8 protein-coding genes and 1 pseudogene are annotated in these 12,440 nt (G+C 71.0%); 5 read left to right on the top strand and 4 right to left on the bottom strand.

The window, feature by feature from the left end:
- Positions 1 to 156: 156 nt before the first annotated feature.
- Complete coding sequence (locus tag A6P39_RS25140; protein WP_067039024.1) at positions 157 to 1,524, bottom strand: peptidoglycan recognition protein family protein; 1,368 nt, start codon at positions 1,522 to 1,524, stop codon at positions 157 to 159.
- 109 nt (positions 1,525 to 1,633) lie between these two features.
- Between A6P39_RS25140 and A6P39_RS25135 the strand changes: the two genes are divergently transcribed.
- The 4 genes from A6P39_RS25135 to A6P39_RS25120 all read left to right on the top strand — a co-directional run bounded on the left by A6P39_RS25135 (position 1,634) and on the right by A6P39_RS25120 (position 7,480).
- Positions 1,634 to 2,389, top strand: a complete 756-nt coding sequence (locus A6P39_RS25135) for a TIGR03089 family protein (protein ID WP_067039025.1) — start codon at positions 1,634 to 1,636, stop codon at positions 2,387 to 2,389.
- A gap of 113 nt (positions 2,390 to 2,502) precedes the next feature.
- Positions 2,503 to 3,723, top strand: a complete 1,221-nt coding sequence (locus A6P39_RS25130) for an LCP family protein (RefSeq protein WP_067056184.1) — start codon at positions 2,503 to 2,505, stop codon at positions 3,721 to 3,723.
- A 231-nt stretch (positions 3,724 to 3,954) separates the two neighbouring features.
- Positions 3,955 to 5,712 (top strand): LCP family protein, encoded by a 1,758-nt coding sequence (locus A6P39_RS25125; protein ID WP_067056181.1) that lies wholly within the window; start codon positions 3,955 to 3,957, stop codon positions 5,710 to 5,712.
- A 142-nt stretch (positions 5,713 to 5,854) separates the two neighbouring features.
- A complete protein-coding gene (locus tag A6P39_RS25120) occupies positions 5,855 to 7,480 on the top strand; it encodes an LCP family protein (RefSeq protein ID WP_067056178.1) in 1,626 nt (541 codons plus the stop codon).
- A 45-nt stretch (positions 7,481 to 7,525) separates the two neighbouring features.
- Here A6P39_RS25120 and A6P39_RS25115 read toward each other — a convergent pair whose 3' ends face one another.
- Entirely contained in the window at positions 7,526 to 8,554 is a 1,029-nt protein-coding gene (locus A6P39_RS25115) for a glycosyltransferase family 2 protein (protein ID WP_067056175.1), read from the bottom strand.
- Positions 8,555 to 8,682: 128 nt separating this feature from the next.
- Here A6P39_RS25115 and A6P39_RS25110 point away from each other — a divergent pair, with 128 nt between their 5' ends.
- Entirely contained in the window at positions 8,683 to 10,188 is a 1,506-nt protein-coding gene (locus A6P39_RS25110) for an LCP family protein (RefSeq protein WP_443052960.1), read from the top strand.
- 295 nt (positions 10,189 to 10,483) lie between these two features.
- Here A6P39_RS25110 and A6P39_RS25105 read toward each other — a convergent pair.
- Together A6P39_RS25105 and A6P39_RS25100 are read right to left on the bottom strand one after the other, a co-directional pair.
- Positions 10,484 to 11,732: pseudogene (locus A6P39_RS25105) on the bottom strand (IS701 family transposase).
- Positions 11,733 to 11,811: 79 nt separating this feature from the next.
- Complete coding sequence (locus A6P39_RS25100) at positions 11,812 to 12,372, bottom strand: acyl-CoA thioesterase (protein ID WP_275883904.1); 561 nt, start codon at positions 12,370 to 12,372, stop codon at positions 11,812 to 11,814.
- Positions 12,373 to 12,440 lie beyond the last annotated feature (68 nt).

Here is a 12,440-nt window from a genome sequence, read left to right as displayed (position 1 = left end):
TCGGTTTCGGCCGGTCAGTGTATGCAGACCGTAGCGACGGCGCCCTTGACGGCCCCGTGGTTTTCCACGAGATCGGTAATATAACGGTGTGAGACCGGCGAGCCCCGCCGTCGGCGGTGAACGCACGCCCCCGCCGACACGCCCGGGACGGCGCGTTCAGCGCCCCTGGTAGCGCGCCGCGCGGGAACGTGCCGTACCGAGGCTGGCGTAAAGCGACGTGCCGGGGCACTCGGTGGCGAACCCGTCCCGATGGCCGGAGATCACGTTCAGCCGTACGTTCTTACCCTCGGGGTAGAGGTTGCCACCGGCCGAAGTGAGATATGTCCTTCCGCGCGGATCACCTCCGTAGAATCCGAGCTTCCACGCGGTGAGCCGGGCGATGGCGGTGACCACCGCGCCGGGCGGCTTCGCCGTCTCGAACGTGCCGATCACGGCGATGCCCGTGCTGTCGCCGTTGAACCCGAGGGTGTGCGCGCCGAGGACCGCCTTCGCCACTCCCCCGGCCCGGCCCTCGTAGATGGTTCCGCACTTGTCGACGAGGAAGTCGTAGCCGATGTCCCGCCAGCCCATGCTCGCGACGTGGTAGCGGTAGATACTGCGGATGACGGAGGGGGCCTGGGAACAGTCGTACTGGTTGCCCGAGCCCGTGTGGTGCAGGAACACCGCCTTGACCTTCTTCGTGTAGCCGAACCCTGCCTCGCGCAGCGACTCGTCCGCGCCCCAGCCCCGCCGGGTGACGATCCTCGGGCGCGGACCGATGTACGGCGTCGCGGACACCGGGCCCCGCAGCCGGGCGAGTTCCTGCTCGGTGGCCCGCCTGTCCAGCTCCGGGATCTCCAGGGCGCCGAAGCCGGTGAGGTCGGCGTTGGCGGCGAGGGCCGCGCGCGCCGCGCCGGTGGCCGCACCGGCGGGGGGCACGTCGGCCGGCGCGCCCGGGGGCGGCGTTCCGTCCCCGGGGTCGACCAACTCCAGCCGCAGGCCGGACGGGAGGGACTCGTGCGGTCCGGCCGACGTACGACGGCCCGGTGCGGCCGCGCTCGTGGCGCGGACCCGTACGTCCACGCCGTCCGACGTCCCCACCCACAGCGGCGCGGTCGCCCCGCGCACCCGCCGCGAGGTCCGCTCCGCCGAGCCCGGGTCGGGGCCGTGGCCGGCGGCCTGTGTCCCGACGTCCTGCCAGCCCGACCAGGTCCGCGTCGCGGCCGAGCGCGTGCGTACCTGGACCCGGCCGTGCAGTTCGGTGCCGGGGTCGTCCCACACCACCCCGAGCAGCGAGAAGCGTTCGCCGCCCGCCCGGTACAGCCCCTGTTCCGGGGCGGCGGCGAGGCGGCGCTCCCGGGACAGGGGGACGAGGGGCAGTGAGCGGGTGCCCCCCGGGTGCGCGGCCGCCACGGCGGCCGTCACGGCGGCGGCCGCGGAGGCCGTCGGCGGGGTCAGTGGGGTCAGCGGGAGCACGAGCATCGCGGCGCAGGTGACGCCGATCGAGGAAGTCAGGAATCCACGCATGGCCACGATCCTGAACATAGTCAGACAAACCTGTCCAATGGTGATCTGACGGACCGTCGGATACGGCTGCGCCGAACCGGTGGCACGGCCACGCGGTGCCCGTGCCCGCCCGCGTACCCTTTCCCGGGTGAACGCCACCGATCGCACCCCTGCCGACCTGCTGGCTTCCGCGCTCGCCGCGGACCCCGGCCGCCCGCTGGTGACCTTCTACGACGACGCCACGGGCGAGCGCGTCGAACTGTCCGTGGCCACCTTCGCCAATTGGGTGGCCAAGACCGCGAATCTCCTCCAGGGCGACCTCGCCGCCGCGCCCGGCGACCGGGTCGCCCTGCTGCTGCCCGCGCACTGGCAGACGGCGGTGTGGCTGCTGGCCTGTTCCTCGGTGGGTGCGGTCGCGGACATCGGCGGGGATCCGGCGGCGGCCGACGTGGTGGTCAGCGGGCCCGACTCGCTCGACGCGGCGCGGGCCTGCCGGGGAGAGCGGGTCGCTCTCGCGCTCCGGCCGCTGGGCGGGCGTTTTCCGCAGCCGCCGCAGGGCTTCGCGGACTACGCCGTCGAGGCACCGGGCCAGGGGGACCGGTTCGTACCGTTCGCGCCGGTGGATCCCGAGGAGCCGGCGCTGATCGTCGCCGGTGCGCAGTACAGCGCGGCGGAGGTCGTGGAGAAGGCTGTCGCCGATGCGGCGGAGCTGGAGCTGACCGGGCCCGGGTCCCGGATGCTGTCGGGGCGGTCGTACGACACGTGGGAGGGGCTGAGCGCGGGGTTGTACTCACCGCTCGCCACCGGCGGGTCCGTGGTGCTCTGCCGGAATCTCGGCCGGCTGGGCGAGGAGGGGCTCGCCAGGCGGATCGAGAGCGAGAGGGTGACCGCGGTGCGCCGCTGAACGGCACCGCCGTCCCCCGATCGGAGCAGTACAGGGCGCCTTGCTCCCCGCTGCCCGCCATCGTCGTAAGAGCAGCACGTGAGCCCGTACGCCGATGAGGGGGTGCCCCGCCCGTGACCGACACCGTAGGCAGGGCCCTCGGTCCCGGTCCCGGTCTCGGGGCCTCGGCGACCGGGGACGGGCTGGTGCGGCGGCGTCGGCGGCGGTGGGTGCACGGGACGGCGTTCGGGCTGGCCGCGCTCGTCGTGGTGGCCGGCGGGACCGGCTGGGCGCTGTACGCCAAGCTCAGTGACAACATCACGGCGGACGACGCGGCCGCCCGGGAACTGGCCCGGTACGAGCGGGAGCGGCCCACCGCACTGGTGCGGGGCGCCCAGAACATCCTGCTGATCGGGTCCGACACGCGGGCCGGGGAGGGGAACGCGCAGTACGGGCGGGACCTCGGCAGTGAGCGGTCGGACACGACGATCCTGCTGCACCTGGCCGCGAACCGGCGCAGCGCCACCGCCGTGTCCCTGCCGAGGGACCTGATGGTGGACATCCCCGGCTGCCAGAAGGCCGACGGCAGCCGCAGCGAGCCGGTGTTCGCGATGTTCAACCACGCCTTCCAGGTGGGCGGTTCGGCGTGCACGATCCGCACCGTCGAGAAGCTGACGGACGTACGGATCGACCACCACGTGGTCGTGGACTTCCGCGGGTTCAAGAAGATGGTGGACGCCGTCGACGGCGTACGGGTCTGCCTGAAGGAGCCCATCGACGACAGGGCCGCCGAGGTGAAGCTGCCCGCGGGCAGGGTCATGCTCGACGGGGAGCAGGCGCTCGGGTTCGTGCGGGCCCGCAAGTCGCTGGGGGACGGCAGCGACACCGAGCGGATGGAGCGGCAGCAACACTTCCTCGGCGCGCTCGTCAACAAGGTGCAGAGCAGCGATGTGCTGCTGAACCCGGGGAAGTTGTATCCGGTGCTGGACGCGGCGACGTCCGCGCTGACCACCGATCCGGAACTGGCCAGTCTGCGCGGCTTGTACCAGTTGGTGCGGGGGCTGCGCACGATCCCCATCAAACAGGTGCAGTTCCTGACGGTGCCGAGGGAGTCGTACGTCTACGACGCCAACCGTGACCAACTCGTGGAGCCGGAAGCCGAGAAGCTGTTCGCCCGGCTGCGGGCCGATCAGCCCGTGGCGGTGGCGAGGAGCGCCCCGGACGCGCGGACGGCGGCGCCGCGGCACAAGGGCGAGGACACGACGGACGGCGATGGCGGTGGGGGCGGCGAGGACGCCCCCTCCGCCGCGCCGACCTTCCGCGGCAGCACCGCCGCCGAGCACGGCTGCGCATGAGGCGCACACCGGCGCGCCCGAATTCCGTTCAGAAAATGAGGGGGATTGCCCAGTTGTAGGGACATCGAATTTGTCACCGGCGTCGCTTGACGCTGAACTGGGCGGATAGTGTGAGCGATCCGGTGCACCTGGCCGCGAGGTCCGCCCTGGGGTCGTGCACTGATTCACCGAGACCCGAGCGTCTTTGAGGGGGAAGGCGCCGCGTGGCCCCGACGGAGGATTCGGACAATCGTGGACGCGCAAGGCCGTGGGCGGGCGGACGGCATCGATCCCGCCGACCAGTGGGTACTGAATCCGAAAACCGGCGAATACGAACTGCGACTGGGCGCTTCCACACCGCAGTCGTCGGTCCCCGGTCCCCGCAGACCTGCCTCCCAGGAGGGCGGCGGTGCGCGGCGGCGCCGTAACGACATGGCGGCCGGAGAGACCCGGCAGATGAGCCCGGTGAGCGGTGGTGACGTACCGCGGCCGCGCTCGGCCCGGCGCCGGGGCGGTGAGCCGGAGACCGCGCAGGGGCGGCGTGCCTCGCGACGGCCGGTGAAGAAGAAGTCGAAGGTCAAGAAGGTCCTGGCGTGGACCGCGGGCGGCACCGCGTTCGTGCTGGTCGCCGTCGGCACGGCCGGCTACCTCTATCTCCGCCACCTCGAGGGCAACATCAGCTCGACCGACGTCGGCGACGCGGGCTCGAAGGGCTTCAGCAAGGACGAGGCCTTCAACCTCCTGGTCATCGGCACCGACAAGCGCACCGGCCAGGGCAACGAGGGCTACGGCGACAAGGGCAGCGTCGGGCACGCGGACACCGACATCCTGCTGCACGTGTCGAAGGACCGGACGAACGCGACCGCGCTCAGCATCCCGCGCGACCTGATCGTGAACATCCCGGACTGCCCGACGAAGCAGCCGGACGGCAGCACCAAGGTGATCCCCGGCACGGAGAACGTGCGCTTCAACACCAGCCTCGGTCAGGACGGCCGCGACCCGGGCTGCACCATGCGCACCGTGGAGGAGGTCACCGGCATCCACGTGGACCACTTCATGATGGCCGACTTCAACGCGGTGAAGACGCTGTCGAGCGCGGTGGGCGGTGTCGAGGTGTGCGTCACCCATCCCGTGAACGACAAGGAATCCCACCTGAAGCTGCCCGCGGGCAAGTCGGTGGTGCAGGGCGAGCAGGCCCTGGCCTTCGTACGCACCCGGCACAGCTTCGGCAACCAGGGCGACCTGGACCGCATCAAGGTCCAGCAGCAGTTCCTGGGTTCGCTGATGCGCAAGATGTCCTCCAGCGACACCCTCACCAACCCCTCGAAGCTGCTGGACCTCGCGGAGGCGGCGACCAAGGCGCTGACCGTCGACACCGGCATCGACAGCATCGGCACCCTCAAGGACATGGCGCTGGAGATGAAGAAGGTGCCGCCCAAGAACATCACCTTCACCACGGTCCCGGTGATCGACAATCCGGCCGAGAAGGTCCACGCGACCGTGGTCGTCAACCCGTCGGCGGCGCCCGCCGTCTTCGACGCCATCAAGAACGACGTCTCCTTCACCGAGGTCAAGAAGAAGCAGAAGGCGGCCAAGGACGCCCAGGCCGCCCAGCTCAAGGGCAGCAGGTCCGCGCCGTCGGACGTACGGGTGCGGATCCTCAACGGCGGTGCCGTGGCGGGCAGCGCGCAGGAGGAGCTGTCCTGGCTGCAGACCGAGAAGGGCGTGCTGAAGTCGGAGAACGCGGGCAACGCACCGGCGCAGGCGAAGAACACCACGCTGGAGTACGCCCCCGACCAGGCCCCCCAGGCGCGGGAACTGGCCGCGCTGATGGGGCTGTCCGGCTCCGCGCTCAAGCCGGGCAAGAGCGTGATCAACTCCCAGGGGCTGCCGGCGATGACGCTGACCCTGGGCACGGACTTCAAGGGAGCCGGGGTGTCGCTCACCGCCGCGCAGAAGGCACCGGACGTCGACAAGTCCACGGCCAGTCAGGTTAAGTGCGCCTCATAGGTAACCCTCTGGGCCCGTCGTGCGTCTAACCCGACGCGGGACGGGCCCGTTCCGTGCGCACCGATGGGGCGCGAGGGTGGGGAGGGCAGGAAGCTTGGCGCAGAGCGATGTGCGAGGGGAGGCTCCCGCGGGGGACGACACGATGTCGCTCGCACCGCGGTCCTCGGACGCCGGGGAGGGCTCCGGCCGGCATGGCGCGGGGCGGCGGGGAGGCGGCACGAAGACCGACCGGCGGCGGCGCAGACGGCGCGCCCTGCGCTGGTCGGCGACCGTGCTGGCGGTGGTCATACTCGGCACGGCGACCGCCGGTTACCTGTACTACGAGCATCTCAACGGCAACATCCGCAAGGGCGAGCGCAGCAGCGGCGACGCCAACGCACACAAGACCGCGCCCAACGCGGCCGGCCAGACCCCGCTGAACATCCTGCTGATCGGCTCGGACAGCCGTAACACCGCGGAGGACCTGAAACTCGGCGGCAGCAGGGACAGCGTCGGCGCTCCGGGGAACGCCGACGTGCAGATGCTCATCCACCTGTCCGCGGACCGCAAGAGCGCCGCCATGGTGAGCATCCCCCGCGACACCCGCGTGGACATCCCGAAGTGCACGGATCCCAAGACCGGCAAGGTCTATCCGGCGACCAACGACATCATCAACACCACCCTGGGCCGGGGCGGCGCCGGCTGCACGCTGGCCACCTGGGAGAACCTCACCGGGGTCTACATCGACCACTGGATGACGATCGACTTCTCCGGTGTGGTGAGCATGGCGGACGCCGTCGGCGGGGTCGACGTCTGTGTGAAACAGAACGTGTGGGACCACCCGACGCCCGCGGTGCCCGGCGGGTCGTGGCTGAAGATGACGGCGGGGACGCACAAGGTCCAGGGCGTACAGGCGCTGCAGTGGCTGCGCACCCGGCACGCCTGGGGCAGCGACCCGTTGCGCGCCCGCGCCCAGCACATGTACCTGAACTCGATGATCCGGACGCTCAAGAAGCAGAACGTGTTCACCGACACCGGCCGGCTGATGGACCTGGCCGAGGCGGCCACCAAGTCGCTGCAGGTCTCCGAGGAGATCGGCACGGTCAAGAAGCTGTACGACCTGGGCATGCAGCTGAAGTCGGTGCCGTCGAACCGCATCACGAGCGTGACGATGCCCAACGTCGAGGACCCGAAGGACCCGAAGAACCACGTCATCGAGGACACGGCGAACGCCGACAAGCTGTGGGAGATGCTCCGCGACGACGTGCCGCTCGACAAGAACGGCAAGAACTCGGGCAGTTCGAGCAACTCTGGTGACTCGGGTGCGAAGCAGGCCGCCGGCACGAAGGACACGGCCAGGACGCCCTCGACGGACCCGGGCCGGCTCGGGGTGCTGGTGCAGAACGCCACGCAGAGTTCGACCGACGCCGCGGTGCCGGGCCGGGCGGGGGCGATCAGCCAGGCGCTCGTGCAGCAGGGCTACGCCAGGGCGGCGGCCGACACCTCCGTGACGCAGTCCGCGGACAAGACGGTCGTGCAGTACCCGAGCGCGGACCTCCAGGGCGACGCACAGGCCGTGGCCAAGGTGCTGGGCATTCCGACCAGTTCGGTGCAGCAGTCGACGGGGGTGTCCGGGGTGACGGTCGTCGTCGGCGCGGACTGGCGCACCGGCACGAGCTACCCCAAGCAGTCCAAGCCCAAGGCCGGAGACCTGCCGGGCAACGCCGACTCGATCAACGGCGCGGACACCGGCGACTGCATGGACGTGTACGGGCCCTATCGGTGGTAGCGCAAAAGCCCCTCCCGATCCGTGGGAGGGGCCTTCGACACCGGTTCAGTGCGAGCTGAGGACCGCCGGCCGCCGGGAGGCGATGACCCGCTTCGCCAGCGACTTCGGGCTGGTCAGGAAGCCCCAGCCCCACGACATGTGCATGGTGGCCAGGGCCACCGGGATCTGCAGCCGCGCCTTCAGGGGCAGACCCTTGCCCGCCGGGACGGAGCCCGCGGCGATCGCCGCGAGATAGCCGCCGGGGACGACGAAGCCCCACGGGGTGAGGGCCACGCCGGCCACGATCCCGGCCGCTATCGCGCACACCGCCGTCGGCGGGGCGAGATAACGCAGGTTGATGGAGCCGGAGTGGTAGCGGGCCACGACGTGCCGCCAGCGGCCGTAGTCCTTGTACTGCTTGGCCAGTGCCCGCACCGAGGGCCGCGGCCGGTACGACACCTTCAGCTCGGGCGAGAACCAGATCAGCCCGCCGGCCTCGCGGATGCGGAAGTTCAGCTCCCAGTCCTGGGCTCGGATGAACTCCTCGTTGTAGCCGCCCTGCTGCTCCAGCGCCTCGCGGCGGAAGACGCCGAGGTAGACCGTCTCGGCGGGAGCGGCCTCGCCGCCCGTGTGGAAGGCGGCGTTCCCGACCCCGATCTTCGAGGTCATCGCCGCGGCGACCGCGTGCTCCCAGTCGTTCTCGCCCTCGGCGTGCATGATGCCGCCGACGTTCTGCGCGCCGGTCTCCTCGAGAAGCCGGACGGCGGTGGTGATGTAGTCCGGCGAGAGCATGCCGTGGCCGTCGACACGGACCACGATCGGGTGCCGGGAGGCCTTGATCGCCGCGTTCAGCGCCGCGGGCGTACGGCCGGTCGGGTTCGGGACGGTGTGCACGCGCGGGTCTTCACGGACCAGCTCGGCGGCGATCTCGTCCGTGCGGTCCGTGGACGGACCGAGGGCGATCACGACCTCCATGTCGCCGGCGTACTCCTGCGCGAGGATCGCTTGGACGGCCCCGCGCAGATGCCGCTCCTCGTCGAGGACGGGCATGATCACGGAAACAGCGGGGAGCCGCACGTCGGGCTTGGCGTTCATAGGGGCCTCACGTTACCGCGAACGGGGGACACGGGTGCGCGCCGCCGGGACGGAAGACCGGGCTGGAGATCGTATCGGCCTACCGTGCTCACGGATCCCACGTACGGCCTCGTCCGGAGGTGTCCCCCTTGGCCAGCCCGCCCCGGTCCCCCTCGCGTCCGCAGCGCCGACCACAGCCGCCCCGCCGTGTGCCGCGCCCGCCCGAGCGGCCCGTGCGGTCCGTCCGCCTGCCCCGCCGGCCGCGCTGGGCCATGCGGGCGGCCTCCACGCTCTCCGTGGTGGTGCTCGCCTCCGCCGGGATCGGGCACGCGGTGATCAGCAGCCTGGACGCGGACATCGCCCGGGTCGACGCGTTCAAGGACATGAAGAACCGGCCCCGCGCGGGCCACGGCATGAACGTGCTGCTGGTCGGCACCGACGGCCGCGACAAGATCACCGAGAAGGAACGGCGGGACTTCCGGCTGGGCGGGGCGCCCTGCCACTGCACCGACACGATGATGATCGTGCACATCTCGGAGAACCGGGACCGGGCCACCGTGGTGAGCCTGCCGCGCGACTCCTACGCCGAGGTGCCCGCGCGCACCGACCCGGCCACCGGCCGGCAGTTCGCCGCGCACCCGGTCAGGCTGAACGCCGCCTACTCCGAGGGCGGCCCGCAGCTGACCGTCCGCACGGTCGAGAACATGACCCATCTGAAGATCGACCACTATCTGGAGGTCGACTTCACCAGCTTCATGAGGACCGTGGACGTCCTCGGCGGGGTGAAGGTCTGCACGCCGGCCCCGCTGAAGGACGCCTACAGCGGCCTCGACCTCGCGCCCGGCACGCACACCCTCATGGGCGGGCAGGCGCTGCAGTACGTACGGGCCCGGCACATCGACGCGACGAGCGACCTGGGCCGGATGAAGCGGCAGCAGCGGTTCCTGGCCGCGCTGATCGAGAAGGCCGCCTCCTCGGGGGTGCTGCTGAACCCGCTCAGGTTCCGCGACGTGACCCGGGCGGTGCTCGGCTCGGTCCGCGCCGACGAGGGCTTCGGCACCGACGAGCTGCTCGACCTCGGCCGGGCCATGCGGGACTTCTCGCCCTCCTCCTCCGAGTTCGTCACCGTGCCCATCGGCCAGATGAACTACGAGGTCAAGGGCATCGGCTCGACTCTGAAGTGGGACCCGGCGAAGACGGACCAGCTCTTCTCGTCCCTGCGCGAGGACAAGCCGCTCACCGTGGACCAGCCGCACCACGGCCCGGCAGCGGCCCCGGTGGCGCCGGTGGAGGTGGACCCCCGGCAGATCCGGATCCAGGTGGAGAACGGCACCGGCACGGCGGGACTCGCCAAACGGGTCGACGCGGCGCTGGCGGCGGCGGGCTTCGCGACGAACCACCTGCCGGTCACGGCCGCCGCGCACGACGCCAAGCACACGGTGATCGCGTACGACCCCCACTGGGACCGCTCCGCCCGCGCGCTGGCCGCGGCCCTGCCGGGGGCCGAGCTGCGGGCCGTGCCGGGCCAGGGGCCGCTGCTGAGGGTGACGGCCGGGGCCGACTTCAAGGACGTGCACAAGGTGCGCTTCGAGGACCCCGCCCAGCCGCAGTCGGCCGCCGTGCGCGGCAACGACGTGGTGTGCTCGGACGGCTAGGCCTCAGGCCCCGAGCTAGTGCCCCAACAGGCAACGTTCGCCCCGTCGCGACGCCCGGCACGCCCTCTCGCCGCACCGCCCGGAAGCCCAAGTACGTCCAGTACGAGGGCATCCGGCCGGCACACCGAGAGCACGCACCGGACGCCGCTCCTTGACGGGCAAACGTTGCCTGCCGGGGCACTAGTAGGGCTTGGTCAGGTTCGTATTGGGGTGGGTATGTCTCGGTGGCAGGTGGGGCAGGTGCCGGCCCAGAGGGCGAGGAGTGTCTGCAGCTCGCGGACTGCTTGGTAGAGGCTCAGTCCTGCGCCGTGTCTTTTGGGGCGCCTGCCAGGCGTCGGAGGGTGCAGAAGGCGTGGGCGGCGGAGACGAGGGTGACATGGTGGTGCCAGCCGTTCCAGGTGCGGCCCTCGAAGTGGGCAAGTCCCAGGGCCTGTTTCATCTCGCGGTAGTCGTGTTCGATGCGCCAGCGGAGCTTGGCCAGCCGCACCAGTGTGGCCAGGGGCATGCCGGAAGGCAGGCTGGACAGCCAGAACTGCACCGGCTCCGGCTCGGTGGCGGGCCATTCGGCCAGCAGCCAGCGCTCGGACAGTTCCGCACCCTTGGTGGCCTGGCGGATCTCGCGTCCGGCGGGCCGGATGCGCAGGGCGACGAAACGCGAGTACATGCGCTTGAAGCCGCTGCGGCCCGTTCCCGGCCGGGAGCCCTCGCGCCAGGACACCGGCCGGGCCGCCTGCTGGCTACCTGGATGACCAGTTCCTTCACCGTCATCGGCTTGTCCGGATACGTCGCCACCGGCGGGCGGCCAATGCCCTGGTAGGCGGGGTGATCGGCCGCGCATGTCCGGGATGAGCGGTGAGCCGGGAGGAGATACCGACGGCGTAGGCCAGCTTCCGTTCCTCCAACCCCAGGCGGAAGGCGGTGGCGTCGCCGTATCCGGCGTCCGCGACGACCAAGGGGACGTCGACGCCCCAGCTGCGGGCCTCGTCGATCATGTCCAGGGCCAGCTGCCACTTCTCCACATGACCGGCCTCGGCGGGGATCTGGCACCGTTTACGGCGGGCGACCTTGGCCGCATCCGCCTCCGGCGAGGCCGGATCCCAGGAAGCGGGCACAAACAGCCGCCAGTCGATCGCGGCCGAGGCACGGTCGGTAGCCAGATGCAGCGACACTCCCACCTGGCAGTTGGTGACCTTGCCCGCGGTCCCGGTGTACTGCCGCGACACACACGCCGAGGCGTCCCCGTCCTTGAGGAAACCGGTGTCGTCGACGATCAGCGCTTCCGGCCTGATCGCGTCCTGCATCTTCCAGGCCAGGCGGGCCCGCACGTGCGCCGGATTCCATGGGCTCGTTGTCACGAAGTGGGCCAGTGCCTGCCGGTTGCCGTCCTCGCCCAGCCGGGCCGCCATCGGCTCCACCGACTTGCGCCGCCCGTCCAGCAGCAGCCCGCGCACATACACCTGCCCCCACCGCCGCTGGTCAGCACGGAAGAACCCGTCGAACAACTCCGCCGTGAACGCCTCCAGGTCCTCCCGGACCTCGGCCATCTCCCCAAGTGTCACACCACCACAACGACACCCGAGCCCAACAGACACGCCACTCACGAATGAAGCTGACCAAGCCCTACTAGTCCTCGAACCCCTCCGCCACCCGCGTCTCCCGCAGCTCCCGGATGGCCCGGCGGCGGGCCAGCCGGTGCGTGCGGCGGATCTGGGCCTCCTGGTAGCGGCGGCGGTCGCGGTCGGTCTCCGGGAGCACCGGCGGTACCCGGCGCGGCTTGCCGTCGGCGTCGACGGCCGCGAAGACCAGGTAGGCCGAGCCGACGTGGGTGGGCGGGGCCGACTCGTTCCAGCGTTCGGCGAGGACGCGGACGCCCACCTCCATGGAGGTCCGGCCGGTCCAGTTCACCTGGGCCTTCACATGGACCAGGTCGCCGACGCGGATCGGCTCCAGGAAGGCCATCTCGTCCATGGACGCGGTGACGGCGGGACCGCCGGAGTGCCGGCCGGCCACCGCGCCGGCCGCGTCGTCCACGAGCTTCATGATCACACCGCCGTGCACCGTCCCCAGCAGGTTGGTGTCGTTGTGGGTCATGATGTGGCTGAGGGTGGTGCGCGAGGCGGACGTGGCTTTGCCGGGAATGTCCGGCTCCATGTCCGGTTCCGTGTCCGTGACCTGGTCTGTCATGCCCTCCACCTTATGCCGAGGTGACAGTCGCGGAATTTGTGTTGGCTTCGCAACAGGGCGGCTCCTAT

The organism is Streptomyces sp. FXJ1.172 (assembly GCF_001636945.3).
Lineage (GTDB): Bacteria > Actinomycetota > Actinomycetes > Streptomycetales > Streptomycetaceae > Streptomyces.
Note: the sequence above shows the minus strand (reverse complement) of the source record. Positions and strands in the feature narration are given on the sequence as shown.